Source organism: Dorea longicatena (assembly GCF_025150085.1).
Lineage (GTDB): Bacteria > Bacillota > Clostridia > Lachnospirales > Lachnospiraceae > Dorea_A > Dorea_A longicatena.
Genome location: NZ_CP102280.1, coordinates 2,342,288 through 2,357,539 on the forward strand (window position 1 = coordinate 2,342,288; position 15,252 = coordinate 2,357,539).

Annotated in this window: 16 protein-coding genes; all 16 read right to left on the minus strand. The window is 41.6% G+C overall.

The window, feature by feature from the left end; all coding sequences use genetic code 11:
• Positions 1–14: 14 nt before the first annotated feature.
• Entirely contained in the window at positions 15–635 is a 621-nt protein-coding gene (locus NQ508_RS11150; RefSeq protein ID WP_006428375.1) for a C39 family peptidase, read from the minus strand.
• A gap of 30 nt (positions 636–665) precedes the next feature.
• Positions 666–1,841 carry a MalY/PatB family protein gene (locus tag NQ508_RS11155; protein WP_006428374.1) on the minus strand — a complete coding sequence of 392 codons (1,176 nt, stop codon included), beginning with the start codon at positions 1,839–1,841 and terminating at the stop codon, positions 666–668.
• A gap of 12 nt (positions 1,842–1,853) precedes the next feature.
• Positions 1,854–2,999, minus strand: a complete 1,146-nt coding sequence (locus tag NQ508_RS11160) for a trans-sulfuration enzyme family protein (protein WP_006428373.1) — start codon at positions 2,997–2,999, stop codon at positions 1,854–1,856.
• A 3-nt stretch (positions 3,000–3,002) separates the two neighbouring features.
• The gene (locus NQ508_RS11165) at positions 3,003–4,157 is read right to left on the minus strand and encodes a PP-loop family protein (RefSeq protein ID WP_006428372.1); all 1,155 of its coding nucleotides are present in this window, start codon (positions 4,155–4,157) and stop codon (positions 3,003–3,005) included.
• Positions 4,158–4,391: 234 nt separating this feature from the next.
• Complete coding sequence (locus NQ508_RS11170; RefSeq protein ID WP_006428371.1) at positions 4,392–4,838, minus strand: RrF2 family transcriptional regulator; 447 nt, start codon at positions 4,836–4,838, stop codon at positions 4,392–4,394.
• Positions 4,839–4,866: 28 nt separating this feature from the next.
• Positions 4,867–6,177 carry an O-acetylhomoserine aminocarboxypropyltransferase/cysteine synthase family protein gene (locus NQ508_RS11175; protein ID WP_022415468.1) on the minus strand — a complete coding sequence of 437 codons (1,311 nt, stop codon included), beginning with the start codon at positions 6,175–6,177 and terminating at the stop codon, positions 4,867–4,869.
• Positions 6,178–6,255: 78 nt separating this feature from the next.
• Positions 6,256–7,188: a cysteine synthase A gene (gene cysK, locus NQ508_RS11180; protein WP_006428369.1), complete on the minus strand. Its 933-nt coding sequence runs from the start codon at positions 7,186–7,188 to the stop codon at positions 6,256–6,258.
• A gap of 304 nt (positions 7,189–7,492) precedes the next feature.
• Positions 7,493–7,978 carry a DUF6483 family protein gene (locus NQ508_RS11185; RefSeq protein ID WP_006428368.1) on the minus strand — a complete coding sequence of 162 codons (486 nt, stop codon included), beginning with the start codon at positions 7,976–7,978 and terminating at the stop codon, positions 7,493–7,495.
• Between the two features lie 100 nt (positions 7,979–8,078).
• Positions 8,079–9,044 (minus strand): glutathione S-transferase family protein, encoded by a 966-nt coding sequence (locus NQ508_RS11190; protein ID WP_006428367.1) that lies wholly within the window; start codon positions 9,042–9,044, stop codon positions 8,079–8,081.
• A gap of 144 nt (positions 9,045–9,188) precedes the next feature.
• Complete coding sequence (locus NQ508_RS11195; RefSeq protein WP_006428365.1) at positions 9,189–9,947, minus strand: amino acid ABC transporter ATP-binding protein; 759 nt, start codon at positions 9,945–9,947, stop codon at positions 9,189–9,191.
• A complete protein-coding gene (locus NQ508_RS11200) occupies positions 9,944–10,687 on the minus strand; it encodes an amino acid ABC transporter permease (RefSeq protein ID WP_006428364.1) in 744 nt (247 codons plus the stop codon). The genes NQ508_RS11195 and NQ508_RS11200 overlap by 4 nt, the downstream gene beginning before the upstream one ends.
• A gap of 33 nt (positions 10,688–10,720) precedes the next feature.
• Complete coding sequence (locus NQ508_RS11205; protein ID WP_006428363.1) at positions 10,721–11,596, minus strand: transporter substrate-binding domain-containing protein; 876 nt, start codon at positions 11,594–11,596, stop codon at positions 10,721–10,723.
• Positions 11,597–11,665: 69 nt separating this feature from the next.
• The gene (locus NQ508_RS11210) at positions 11,666–12,097 is read right to left on the minus strand and encodes a GNAT family N-acetyltransferase (RefSeq protein WP_006428362.1); all 432 of its coding nucleotides are present in this window, start codon (positions 12,095–12,097) and stop codon (positions 11,666–11,668) included.
• Positions 12,098–12,133: 36 nt separating this feature from the next.
• On the minus strand, positions 12,134–13,171 hold the full coding sequence (locus NQ508_RS11215) for a glutathione S-transferase C-terminal domain-containing protein (RefSeq protein WP_006428361.1): 1,038 nt from the start codon (positions 13,169–13,171) through the stop codon (positions 12,134–12,136).
• A gap of 54 nt (positions 13,172–13,225) precedes the next feature.
• Complete coding sequence (locus tag NQ508_RS11220) at positions 13,226–14,260, minus strand: glutathione S-transferase C-terminal domain-containing protein (protein WP_044920457.1); 1,035 nt, start codon at positions 14,258–14,260, stop codon at positions 13,226–13,228.
• Positions 14,261–14,363: 103 nt separating this feature from the next.
• Positions 14,364–14,810, minus strand: coding sequence for a glutathione S-transferase C-terminal domain-containing protein (locus NQ508_RS11225; RefSeq protein ID WP_006428359.1), 447 nt, complete (start codon positions 14,808–14,810; stop codon positions 14,364–14,366).
• Between the last annotated feature and the right edge of the window lie 442 nt (positions 14,811–15,252).

Sequence of the window (15,252 nt, forward strand, 5' to 3'; positions counted from 1 at the left end):
TCCGACTTTCACCTCTAAATAAAGTATTCGATGGTCTCTTCTTCCGTAAGTCTTGTCTTTTCATTAAATAAAATAACAGCTTCCCGCCCATCGTACGGTCCAAGGGAATACATGTTAAGTGCCGTCTTATTAAAATACTTCCACGGTACGATCCGGTTACAACATGTAGGCTGATCCAACACTCTGATGATATCTTTCTGTTCATACTCCTGGTCGCAGTAATAAGGATCAAACATCCGCACATTTTTACCATCTATTCCAGTCAGCAACACATAATGCCACTCATCTGTATACAGACGCAACACAACTGCACCACCGCGTTTTAATGCATCGTTCACGTAACTTTCATTTCCGATATAGACTGACTTTCCGGACAGATATTTGCTGGAAACCGCCAGCTTGTCAATATTTCCCATGCTGTTCAGCCAGTTACTTAAGAACATCATTGCCGCACAGGAAGTTCCGCTTTCACCCGGATTGCCGTCAGAACTATAACAGTCCAGACAATATAACATGATATTTCGTAATATCTCCGGCAGGATTTCCTCCCTCTCAAATAAAAAACTGATTGCATTCTGCATAGTTGTCGGTCCGCAGTCATACTCGGAAAATTGATAGTGCAGTGGATTCTTCATGAAAAATTCCCTTCTTTAACGTATTTTCACTTATCTATCATGCACTGATTCAGCCAGTTGTGTCAATGCCTGTTTTAAAATTTCTCGCGGACACGCAATATTTATACGCTCAAATCCTTCTCCGTCCGGTCCGAACATGGCCCCGCTGTCGAGCCACAGCTTCGCTTTGTTCTCCACCAGATCTTTTAACTGCTCTTCTTTCATACCGAGACTCTTGAAATCCAGCCACAGAAGGTAAGTCCCTTCCGGCTCTGTCAGCTTGATCTCCGGCAGTTCTTCTTTTAAGAATGTACGCACATAATCCAGATTTTCTGCCAGATAGATCTTCAGTTCTTTTAACCATTCTTCTCCTGTCTCATATGCTGCCTGGCATGCCACCAGTCCCATCAGGTTCACCTGGCTGTATCCGGCAGCCGTCACTTCTGCCTGGAATCTTGCACGAAGTTCCGGGTTCGAGATCCAGATATTGGAAATCTGAAGTCCTGCAATGTTAAATGTCTTACTTGGCGCAGTACAGGTTGTAGTGATTGCAGCATATCTCTCATCCAGCGCTGCAAATACATGGTGTACATTGTCTCCATATGTAAAGTCACTGTGGATCTCATCACTGACTACCAGTACGTTATGCTTCAGACAGATATCTCCGATCTTACGAAGTTCCCACTCTTTCCAGACACGTCCGACCGGATTGTGCGGACTGCACATCAGGAATAATTTGACATTTTCATCGACGATCTTCTGCTCGAATTCTTCAAAGTTGATCTCATAATGTCCGTCGATCTGCTGAAGCGGGTTATTGATCAGGCGTCTGTGATTATCTGTAATAACTTCACTGAACGGATAATAAACCGGCTGCTGCAAAAGCACTGCATCTCCTTCTTCTGTGTAAGCCTTCACTGCCATCGCAAGTGCGAACACCACGCCCGGTGTCTTGATCAGCCATTCTTTTTCTACTTTCCATCCGAAATGCTTCTCATACCATCCGGCTGCTGCCTGGAAGTAATCATCTTTTCCTTCGCTGTATCCGTAGATTCCGTGTGCGACTGCGTCACTTAAGCTTTTCTGGATTCCCGGTGCTGTCGGGAAATCCATATCTGCCACCCAGAGCGGAAGCATATCATCACTTCTCCCTCTTTCTTTTGCGAAATCATATTTCAGGCATTTTGTTCCATGTCTGTCCACTACTTTATCAAAATCGAACTTCATCTGTGCATCCTCCTACGCAAGTGCCTGCTCAAGATCTGCGATTAGATCATCTGCATTTTCAATTCCAACTGACAATCTTAAGAAATCTTCTGTGATTCCAAGTTTCTCTCTTACTTCTACCGGCAGATCTCCATGTGTCTGAAGCATCGGGTAAGTGATCAGTGACTCTACGCCTCCGAGACTTTCTGCATAAGCGATCAGTTTCACACTTTCCAGGAGTTTCCTTGCTGTTGCTTCACTATCTACTTTGAAAGAAATCATACTCCCGAATCCGCTTGCCTGTGATGCATTTACTCCATACCCCGGATGCTCTTTCAAGCCTACATAATAGACCTGTTTTACTTTTTCATGTCCTTTTAACCAGTTCGCAATCTTTATCGCATTATCCTGCTGTGCTCTTAATCTTACAGACAATGTCTTAATTCCACGCAAGATCAGATAGCTGTCAAATGGTGCAAGACAGCTTCCGACTGTCTTATATATATAACGGATCTTCTTCGCTGTCTCTTCATCCGCCGAACACAGGAATCCTGCCAGTGTGTCATTATGTCCACCAAGGAATTTTGTCCCGCTGTGGATAACCAGATCCGCTCCCAGTTCAATCGGTCTTTGAAATAATGGTGAAAGAAATGTATTGTCAACAATAATCTTCAGATTATGTTTATCTGCGATTTCTTTCATCTTTCTGAGATCTGTGACACGCATGGTCGGGTTACTCGGTGTCTCGATATAAAGTGCTTTTGTATTCTCCCGGATACCTGCTTCTACAAGATCTGCATCTGCAGTATCTACATAAGAGAACTCCAACCCTCTCTTCCCGCCAACAGATTCAAACATTCTGACAGAACCGCCATACAGATCATCTGTACAAAGGATATGATCCCCGCGGTCAAATAACTCCAGACAAAGACCTACCGCAGCCATACCGTTTGCGCATGCTACAGTATCTACCGCACCTTCCAGTGCCGACATCGTATGCTCAAGCTCTGTTCTTGTCGGGTTGCTCTCTCTCGTATAGTCATATCCGGTAGACTGTCCAATACCAGGATGGGCAAATGTCGCTGCCTGGTAGATCGGTACTGCTACTGAACCGTAAGAATGTGTCTTTTCATCTGTTCCGTTTCCGTGTATACATCGTGTCTCAAATCCGTAATTCATTATTTATTTACCTCTTTCATTGTAATCATCCAGGAAATTATATTCCATGTCATCTTTGTGGTATCCGATAATCGTTCTTAAGTTGACATTATGCACACTCCGGAAAATATTCTTTTCGATAATATCTCCCTGTTTTCTGAATTCCTTGATCAGTTCCTTCATCTCGTCACGTTTGGAACCTCTTCCGCCGCCACAGGATACACAGTTCTCTGTGAATCTGCATGCGCACTGAATGAAGTTGAGCTGATTGTAATCCCTCCATGCTATAATGTCATCTTCCTTGATCAGATACATTGGTCTGATCAGCTCCATACCCTCGAAATTCTGGCTATGGAGCTTCGGCATCATCGTCTCCACCTTTCCGCCGTAGAACATCCCCATAAGGATCGTCTCAATCACATCGTCGAAATGATGTCCGAGCGCAATCTTATTACATCCCAGTTCTTTTGCGTGAGAGTATAGATAGCCTCTTCTCATTCTCGCGCAAAGGTAACATGGATTCTTGTCAATATCTGCTACCGTATCAAATATCTGTGTCTCAAATACCGTAAGCGGAATTCCAAGTACTTTGGCGTTATCCTGAATGATCTTCCAGTTATCTTCATTGTATCCCGGATTCATTACCAGAAATACTAATTCAAAATTCGCTTTGCCATGTTTTAACAGTTCCTGAAACAGCTTTGCCATCAGCATGGAATCTTTTCCACCGGAAATACAGACTGCAATCTTATCTCCGTCCTGGATCAGATCGTATTCTCTGATTCCTTTCGTGAACTTTCTCCAGATTCCCTTGCGGAATTTCTTGATGATACTGCGTTCAATTTCTTTCTGCTTCTCTCCGGTAGTATTTTCATCCTGTACGAACTCACTTAGTTTCTTTCTCAAAAAAGAACGGTATCCGCCTTCAATATTCGCCGCATCATATCCGGCTGCTTCCAGTTCATAAACAGCATCGACACTCCATTCACCGGTATGGCATAATACATACACCGGCTTTTCTTTCGGAAGTTCTTCCATACGTTCTTCTACTTCTGCAAGCGGGATGCTGACCGCTCCCGGTACAGAGCCTCTGGTATATGCATCTGCAGGACGGACGTCCAGCACTGTGATTGTATCCTGATCTAATTGTAATAACTCTTCTATCGTGATTGTCTTCATATCTTTTAACCTCTCTTTGTGAGTTGCTGTTCATGCAGCAGCTATTCCTATTAACCAGATAGGTTTTGTTATTTATCTGGTATTATATGACGTTTTTCCCTGTCTGTCAAGGAACTGAAATGTGTTTTAAAAACATTTATCTTTCAAATATACGCTAGAAAAGTTTACCACAAAAAAGAATACTGTACCAGTGGTTTCCCACTAATACAGTATGTTTTGTTGTGTGAACTGATATTATATATAATACATATCCTGTCCATAATCAATGTATTCCTGATACTCTTTCTCCAGATCATGCAAGGTTACTGACTGGAGGATCTCTGTCACACTGTCATTTACCCTGTCGATCACCAGTTTCTGGATTGCTTTGACACTCCCGGTATATTTTCCTTCTTTCGGAAGTTCCTCATCTTCGATGCGGTAGTCACCTTCCAAAGCTTCTATAATAGAAGAAACGGTAATCTCCTGTGGCGGACGGCTTAAGAAATAGCCGCCCTGGGAGCCTTTGATACTCTTTACGATTCCTGCTTTTCTAAGACTTGCAAATACCTGTTCCAGATACTGTGGAGATATCTTGTTCCGCTCTGCAATGCTGTTGAGCGCCACCTGTTCAGTTTTTGAATTGATGGCCAGGTCGATCAACGCTCTCAAACCATATCTGCTTTTCATTGAAAGTTTCATATATATCTCCACACTCCTTCATTATTTCTTATTCTACGGCTTTGAATGCCTCATCCAGATCCTGGATAATGTCATCAATGTGCTCTGTTCCGATTGACAGACGGATTGTATTAGGCTTGATTCCCTGATCCAGTAATTCTTCTTCTGTGCACTGGCTGTGTGTTGTTGTTGCCGGATGGATAACCAGAGATTTTACATCTGCAACATTAGCAAGCAGTGAGAAGAGTTCCAGATTATCGATGAAATCTTTTGCTTTCTGTGCGTCACCTTTGATCTCAAATGTGAAGATAGATCCTCCGCCATTTGGGAAATATTTCTTATATAATGCCTGCTGCTCCGGATCATCAGATACAGCCGGATGGTTAACCTTCTCTACCAGTGGATGGTTGTTCAGGTAATCTACTACTTTCAGTGCATTCTCAACATGACGCTCTACACGTAATGATAATGTCTCGAGTCCCTGTAAGAAGATAAATGAATGGATCGGAGAAATGGTTGCTCCTGTATCTCTTAAAAGGATCGCACGGATCTTTGTAACAAATGCTGCAGGTCCTACTGCTTTTGTAAAGCTGATTCCATGGTAGCTCGGGTTTGGCTCTGTAAGAGAAGCAAATTTTCCTGATGCTTCCCAGTCGAATTTACCGCTGTCAACGATGACGCCGCCGATTGTTGTTCCGTGTCCACCGATGAATTTTGTTGCTGAATGGATAACAATGTCTGCACCGTACTCGATCGGTCTTACAAGGTAAGGTGTTGCAAATGTATTATCTACAACGAGCGGAATCTTATGCGCATGTGCGATATTTGCAATCTTCTCAATATCTACAACGTCTGAGTTTGGATTTCCAAGTGTCTCGATATAGAGTGCTTTCGTGTTGTCCTGGATTGCTGCTTCTACTGCATCATAATCAAAGATGTCAACGAATGTGGTTGTAATTCCGTACTGTGGAAGTGTGTGCTCTAACAGGTTAAATGATCCACCGTAAATATTCTTAGCTGCTACGATATGATCTCCGTTCTGTGCGAGATTCTCAATCGTGTATGTTACTGCTGCTGCTCCGGATGCTACTGCCAGTGCTGCAACTCCGCCCTCCAGTGCTGCAATACGTTTTTCGAAAATGTCTTCTGTAGGGTTTGTAAGACGTCCGTAAATGTTACCTGCATCTGCCAGTCCGAAACGTGCTGCTGCATGATCACTGTTGCGGAATACATAAGAAGATGTCTGATAGATCGGCACTGCTCTTGCATCTGTAACCGGATCCGGACTTTCCTGTCCTACGTGTAACTGTAATGTTTCAAATTTTAACTCTCTATTCTCTCTTGTGATTTTTTCGCTCATTGGGTTGATCTCCTTTTTCTTCATAATTTTATCGTTATTTGTTGATACTGTCCGTTCTGTTTCGGATTCTATATCTTTTTATTCTGTAAATAATGGTGTTGAATAATATCTGTCACCTGAATCTGGAAGTAATGCTACGATTGTCTTACCTTTGTTCTCCGGACGTTTTGCAAGTGCGATAGCTCCTGCAAGTGCAGCTCCTGATGAAATACCTACCAGAACTCCTTCTTTCTTAGCAAGAAGTTTTGCTGTCTCAAATGCTTCGTCTGCTTCTGCTTTGTAGATTTCGTCATAGATCTTGGTATCTAATGTATCCGGAACGAATCCGGCTCCAATTCCCTGAATCTTATGCGGGCCTGCTTTTCCTTCTGAAAGTACCGGTGAGGAAGCCGGCTCCAATGCTACGATCTGAACTTCCGGTTTCTGCTCTTTTAAGTAAGCACCGATTCCGGAAAGTGTTCCGCCTGTTCCGACACCTGCGATCACGATATCGACTGCTCCGTCTGTATCGTTCCAGATCTCAGGACCTGTTGTCTTCTTGTGTGCTGCCGGGTTAGCAGGGTTTACAAATTGTCCCGGAACGAAACTGTTTGGAATCTCTTTTGCAAGCTCATCTGCTTTTGCGATGGCTCCTTTCATTCCTTTGGCTCCTTCTGTCAGTACGATCTCTGCGCCGTAAGCTTTCAGGATGTTTCTTCTTTCCACACTCATCGTTTCTGGCATTGTCAGGATGATCCTGTATCCTTTTGCTGCTGCGATGGATGCAAGACCGATTCCTGTATTACCGGATGTTGGTTCAATGATCACAGAACCTTCTTTTAAGATTCCTTTTTCTTCCGCATCTTCGATCATTGCTTTTGCAATTCTGTCTTTGACGCTTCCTGCCGGATTGAGGTACTCAAGCTTTACAAGAAGTGTTGCTTCCAAACCAAGTTCTTTTTCTATGTTTACTACTTCCACCAGTGGTGTATTTCCGATCAGTCCTAATGTTCCTTTATAAATCTTTGACATTTTGCTTCCTACCTTTCCTACTTTTTTGGTATGTTTTCTTGATGAATTTACTATACTACCTTAATTCCTATTTGTCAACTATGTTTAGTATGTTTTTTATATTTTTATTTTACATGCGCGCAAGCGCAACAACATCGCATTCGTCCCCACATTCGCTTTTCTTTTGTCATTATCCTGCACGCTCCCTTCCGTTCTTTAAACTAAATAAAGCCAATCCTTATATTTCCTATTGTTTTGATAGGTTTTATGGATTGGTTTTATTATATTACCGCTATGTCATATTTGTCAAGTATGTTTTACAGTTTTATCTGTATATCAAATCAATAACATTTAATATTCCATAATGCTCCGCAACCATCTTCAGCCCTTTTTTAATTTTTTCGTGACTATAATTCTTCGACAATAATGCATCTTCCGTCAGTTCATTTAGATATCCATAGAATACAAGCGCTTTTTCTAAAGCTCCTTCTTTATCCGCATCTACAAGCGTTAATATCTCCTCTTCTATCTTCTTAATGTTATCTATACCACTTTGTCCGTTTGCAGCTTCTAACATTTTTTTGTTTTCGCTTTTAATTGTTCCCTCTGAAATATTTACAGGTACACCTGTATCCTTGTTTAATAATAACTTCACCATTGTTCTTATAACTTCATTATTCATTCTTATTATATAATCCTGCTCATACATATATTTCACTCCTCCGATTATTAAATCATTCCAAAACTGGATGTTCCGAAATTTTAATACTAGTGTATCTCCGAAAAATACTTTCTCTAAAATATTATACATCCCGGTATCTTCCCGTGTACACTTTTATATCACAAAAAGCTGTCTGGTTAGCATACCTTCATAACCTGACAGCTTTTTTATTTTTCTAATCTCTTATATTTTATTTTTCTGAAAGCTTCTCTCTTCCATGTGGAAGCAGCCACGCTTCTTCATCCGGTCCTTTTGCAATGATCTGATGAATATTTCCAGGATTGCAGTCAATGTGATAATGTTTTTTGATTGCCGCAAAATCTGTCGTATCCCCGAATCCCGGTGTCTGATACAGGTCTCTTGCATAAGCCCACAGATTATCATAATCTCTCAGACGCTTCTTATTCACACGAAAGATATTATGATAAGCCACATCGAATCTTGTCAGTGTTACATATAACCGGACATCCGATTCTGTAATCTTATCTCCGAACAGATATCTTCTGTCGGCCAGTCTTTCCTCCAACCAGTCCAGACGGTTGAATACCATATGATAAGCTTCCTCATATGCCTCCTGGTTTCTCGCAAATCCTGCTTTGTACACTCCGTTATTTACTTCTCTGAAAATGATATCATTCAGGGCATCGATCTCTTCCCGGAACTCTTCCGGATAAAGATCCGGAGCTCCCGGTTTGTGATATTTCTTCCATGCAGTCTCAAAATACAGTGTCAGATGAAAGTAATCATTATTTACAACTTTCTTCGTCTTCAGATCAACCAGTGCCGGTACGGTAAATCTTCCCTGATAATCCGGGTCTGCGTTTAAATACACTTCGCTGATGTAGTGGATTCCAAGTACCGGATCTACGTCACCTTCATCCAGGGTAAATGCCCAGTCGCTTCTTGATACATTCGGACGCTTTGGGTCTGCTTTTCCGACACTGATCACATCCTCCAGTCCCAGTAATTTTCTCACGATAATACTTCTGTGCGCCCACGGGCATACCGGTGCCCAGAGAAGTCTGTATCTACCGGCTTCTACCGGGAGTTGTCCTTCTTCTTCTCCGAATGGTGTATCAAACCGGTTCTTCTGCCGTACGAATTTTCCACTTTTATCTACTTCTTTTCCAGTCCATTTATCTGATGATATTCTCATTCTTTTGTTCTCCTCTCGTATTCATTGTCTCCGAATCTATATCCGTCCGGCAGTCTACATTTTCTTTATCTGTTTTTATCCAAATGCTCATGTTCTAAATCTCCTGCTTATACACTAAGAACCTGCCCGCAGCAGGTTCTGTAACTAGATAGAATATTCCGGTTCCACCATACGGTTGATCTTTGCAAAGAACTCTCTCACACGATCACTCTTTGGATGATTGAACACTTCCTTCGGAGGTCCGTCCTCGATGATCTTACCATTCTCAAGGAAGATAACTCTTGTTGCAACATTCTTTACAAAGTTCATCTCATGAGATACTAAAAGCATTGTATATCCTTCATTCGCTGCCTTCTTGATCGTATCCAGTACTTCTCCTACAAGCTCCGGATCCAGTGCAGATGTCGGCTCATCGAGAAGTAACAGTTCCGGCTCCATTGCGAGTGCTCTTGCGATCGCAACTCTCTGCTGTTGTCCTCCGGATAAATGTGCCGGATAATGATTCGCCCATTCCAGAAGTCCTACGTTCTTAAGCTGTTCTCTTGCGATCTCTTCTGCTTTTTTCTTGTCCATTTTCTTTACGATGATCAGGCCTTCCATTACATTTTCCAATGCTGTCTTTTTGGAAAAGAGATTGAATCCCTGGAATACCATGCTGGTCTTTTTTCTAAGCTCTACCAGTGACTTTTTATCACTGCGTGCCAGATCTACGCTCAGGTCTCCGATGCTGATGCTTCCGCTTTCCGGCTTCTCTAACCTGTTCAGGCAGCGTAAGAATGTTGACTTTCCGGTTCCGGATGGTCCGATGATCGCTACAACATCACCTTTGTTGATGTTCAGGTCGATGCCGTTTAAGACCACGTTATTATTGAATTTTTTGGAAATATTTTTCACTTCAATCATTGGTTCAATGCCCCCTCATCTGTCTGTATTGCCGGTGCATTCTCCGGTATGCGGATCTTCTTCTCAATCAGTTTGATTCCCTGCTCTACGATGATCGTAATGATCCAGTAAATGATCGCCAGAGATACATAGACTTCAAAGTAACGGTATGTACGTCCTGCGATGATCTTTCCTGCTGCCGTCATCTCTACAACCGCACAGACGAATGCAAGCGATGTTCCCTTGATCAGTCCGATAAAGGAGTTACCAAGTGAAGGTAATGCAACTACGATTGCTTCCGGAAGAATCACTCTTCGTAATGCCTGGAAATATGTCATGCCAAGTGCATTGGCTGCCTCGATCTGTCCCTTCGGTACAGATTCCAGTGAAGCTCTGATCACTTCTGCATTGTATGCCGATTCATTGACTGCCAGTGCGATAAATGCATAGATGATCGGTGCCACGCCGTTGGCATTATAATTCGTTTCATATTTCAAATTGATGGCTTTTAAGATCATCGGGATTCCAAAGTATGTTACATACAACTGTACCAGTACCGGAGTTCCACGGATCACTGAAATATACAGATTGGCAAGCTGTTTTAATACCGGTATCTTTTTCATCTTGATCAGTGCGAGGATCAGTCCGAGGATCAGGCTGACGATCATGGATACCACTGCCAGTTCCAGTGTCACCGGCAGATAGGTTAACAGATCCGGTATCTGGGTAAATACCATCTTAATATCAAATAAATTACTCATGCTGATTCTTCCTTTCTGGATTCCAGACTGATGTTAGTTTGAAGTTTTTTCAAACTGATCATCTTCCGGAGCTGTATCCTGTCCGAAATATTTCTGGCTTAATTTGCTAAGTGTTCCATCCTTTTTCAGTTCTTTTAACTGCTCGTCTACTTTGTCTCTGAGTTCTTCCTGATCTTTCGGGAAAATGTAATAAGCATAGCTGTTATCTGCGATTGCTTTTGCATCTTCATCAGAGATCTGATTAGCAACTACATCATAGTTGTATTCTTTCTGATATGCGTTGTACATTGCCACATCAATGATTGCAAGATCTGTTGTTCCATCTTCGATATGCTGTAATGTGATTGCTGTATCTGCATCAGTATAAGTAATGTCGATTTTCTTATCCGGATTCTTTTCATTCCAGCTCTCGATTGCTGTTGTAACACTGACACCGGACTGTCCTTCAAAGGATTTTCCTGCTGCATCTGCAAATGTTTTTACTTCCGGTGCACCTTTTTTGGTAATGAATACATATCCGATTTTGTCATATGGATAAGAGTACAGATAAGATTTCGCTCTTTCTTCATTGTATGAGAAGTTATTGACTCCGATCTGATAAGTTCCGCTTGTAACTCCGGAGAATACAGAAGGGATATCTGTTACTTCAATCTGAAGATCATATCCGTCTAAACGGTCAAAGATTTCTTTTAATACTTCGACATCATATCCTGTTGTCTCATTGTCATCCCCTACATAGGTATAAGGCTTTACATTCGCTCCGGTTCCTGCTTTTACTGTTACCGTCTTCGTTCCGCCGGAACTTTTGCTGTCACTTTTGGAAGATCCGGATCCTCCGGCACATCCGGTTGCCAGTACTCCAAGTGCTACAGTGATTGCTGCTATGCTTACCAGTTTATTTTTTTTCATAATACATTCTCCCTCTTTATACTTTGTTCGTTTCTCTGTTTTTCATCTGTATTTTCTGTTCGCTGCAGGTTACAGCTGTTTTTCCGTCATGATACACTGAAATGCTCCGGTTCCTGTAATCTGCTTTGGATCAGCCACATAACCAAGCTTTTCATAAAATCCAACTGCTTCGGTTCTGGAGTTGATAAAGATCTTTTTCACACCGCGTTCTGCAAACCACTCTTCTGCCGCAGTGATCGCCGCTGCTCCATAATGCTGTCCGCGATATTCCTTAAGTGTTGCGACTCTTTCAATCTTTCCGGTATTTTCATCCAGCTGATGCAGTCTGCAGGTCGATACCGGATGGATTCCATCCAGCACCAGTATGTATTCATCGCCTGCCTTATCTTCACCGAATTCCATCTCCAGTGACACACCAAATCCATTGCACATGGCCTCAGTCCTCACATAATGGACTCCTGCGATCTCCCATTCTTTATCTGTTACACGGATTGCTTCCATCGGTTCTTCCTCCTGTTTTTTGTATCTGTTTTCTGCCTATTTTTCTGCTTTCCACTTATGAGCCGGATCCTTACTTAGTGCTTCTCTTCCGGTTGGCTGGCTCCAGATTGTATCCCAGTCCGTCTCCTGTACAACAATGTCGTAATATACATTCTCCCAGTAATCTTCCGGTGCATGCGTAAGATCCTCAGATGCTGCGAAATCTTTGAAATATGTATTGTGTCTGAATGCCGGGATCTGATACAGATCTCTTGCATATGGCCACAGGTTCTTGTAATCTACCAGTCTGTGTACGCAAGGTCCGATATTTCTGGAATAGCTGTAGTCAAATCTTGCAAGTGTTGTATACAGACGGATGTCACTGTCTGTGATGTAATCACCAAATAAGAATCTCTGATTCTCCAGACGCTTGTCCATTGCTTCCAGTCCTGCGAAGAATGTCTCATATCCGTCCTTGAATGCCTGTAAACTTTCTGCAAACTGTGCGCGGTATACGGCATTATTGACATTTTCGAATAACCATACATTCAGCTTATCGATCTCTTCTCTTAATTCTTCCGGATAAAGGTCCGGTGCGCCTTTTTTATGAAATGGTTTAAATGCTGTCTCGAAATGATTCGTCAGATGGTGGTAATCGTTATTTACTACCTTTTTCTCTTTGTAATCTACCAATGCCGGTACGGTAGTTCTTCCTTCATAATCATCATCTGCGTTGTAATATAATTCACTTAAGAACTGTGCTCCCGTCTCCTTGTTAATATGATTCGGTGAGTTTACGAATTCCCATCCAAGTGGTTTTTCATAATCGCCCCAGTCTACGATTTCAACTTTGATTGCCTTATCAAGTCCGAGTAACTCTCTTGCGATCGATGCTCTGTTGGACCAGTTGCATCCTTTTCCCCAGAATAAGATATATCTGTCTGCTTCTACCGGGTTTTCTCCTTCTCCGAATCCTTTTGTGAAATGATTCGGCTGTCTGTGAAAGTTTCCATATTCATCTATTTCCTGACCAGACTCTGTAGGTCTGACTCTGATCTGTCTTCCGTTTACTTCATAATATTCATGTTCTGCCATCTTACGATTCCTGCCTTTCTGTATTGTTCTTCTATATCGCTGCTGTATATTTTCTTAATCCTGTTTTTCTGTTCTGAATTTATTACCCGGATCGCTGCTGAGTCTTGCTCTGTTATGAGGTGCTCCCCAGTATGCATCAAAGTCAATCTCATCTAAGAATCTTGCATTGAATGACTCGAATGTTCTTCCCTGTTTCTTGTTATCCGGATTTGCAAAATCTTTAAAATATGTATTGTTCTTGAATGCCGGAATCTGATACAGGTCTCTTGCATATGCCCACAGGTTCTTGTAAGTGAACAGTGGACGTTTGGTGTGTCCGAGCTGATGTGTATAACGGATATCCAGTCTTGCAAGTGTTACATAAAGTCTCACATCACTGTCTGTTACATAATCTCCGAATAAGAATCTTCGGTTCTCCAGTCTTTCTTCCAGCAGATCCATTGCTGCATAGAAGGAATTGTATGCATCCCAGTAAGCTTCTTTTGATCTGCAGAAGGTTGTCTTGTATACTCCGTTGTTGATGTTATCGAACAACCAGTCGTTCAGTTCATCGATCTCATCTCTTAGCTCCTCCGGATACAGCTCCGGCGCATTCTTTTTATGGAATGGTTTGAAATCTACTTCAAAATAATTAGTCAGCTTATGATAATCGTTATTTACTACTTTTCCTGTCTTTACATCGATCAGTGCAGGTACGGTAGTTCTTCCTGTGTAATCATCGTCTGCTTTATAATATGCTTCACTTAAAAACTGGATGTCCAGAACCGGATCTACGTTATCTTTGTCATATACGAATTCCCATCCGAGGTTCTTTTCGTGCTCCGCATGATCTACCATATTCACGCTGATCGCTTCATCTAATCCAAGAAGTTCTCTTACAATAGAAGCTCTGTTAGACCAGTGGCAAAGCTTTGCCCACACCAGCCTGTATCTGCCCGCTTCTACCGGATTCTTTCCTTCTCCGAATCCTTCAGTGAAATGATTCGGCTGACGGACGAAATATCCATTCTCATCTACTTCTGAAACTGTCTCTACCGGACGAACTCTAATCTTTCTTCCATTTACTACTTCATAATCAAATTCTGCCATGTCACTGTCTCCTTTTTTCTGACTTTCTTCTATCTTTTCTTCTGTTTTATTCGAACAGATCTGTAGACAAATGCTGTTCTCCTTCTTATCAATACTGTATATTCTAAGCAAATTTCTCTGCTCTGTTGTTCGGTTCATTCCAGTAACTTTCATCCGGTCCAAGTCCTACGATCTGATATGGATTTTCTTCTTTGGTTCCGAGAAGTTCTTCTTGTTTGATCTTTTCGAAATCTGCAAATTCTTTATACTCCGGAATGCTGTATAATTCTTTTGCGTAATTCCAAAGGTTGTCATAATCCCTCAATGCCTTTCTATTCAGTCTCTGTTTGAAATAATAGACTGCATCGAACCGGATCAAGATGTCGTATAATCGCTTGTCTTCCTCTGTAATCTCATTTCCTTCCAGGTATCTGTTGTCATTCAACAACTTTTCCAGATTATCGAGGATCTGAAATACATGATCATATGCTTTTTCATACGCTTCCTGCTTAACTGCTTCGCCGGCCGCTTTTATTTCTTTTTGTAATTCATCAATCAGTTTTACTGCCATTTTCGAACTCCTTTCATCGTGTCCGCCTATCTGGATATAATAAAAGCGGATACATCCTGATATCGTGTACCCGCTTCTTCTTATCTCTATCTTATCTCAGGTAACATGATATGCATGATTAACAAGCTGTATCCATCATCGACATCATACAGCAACAACACATCATGTTCTTTTTGCTTGTTTCTACATATCTTCTTACCATCGCTTTGTTCTCCTTTTTTGTATTTTAGTTTTCCTATCTGTTTGATATGTTTTGTATTATATTCATATATTTCCTATTTGTCAACTATGTTTTGTGGATTTTATTTGTTTTTATTTTTGTACAATTTTAACGTGGTAAATTATTTTCTCTTATAAATGAAAACAACAAGCGCAAAAAAGGGGATGTAAAAAAACTCAATCGAGTTTTTTACATCTCCTTTTCAAAAACACAGTACTATCC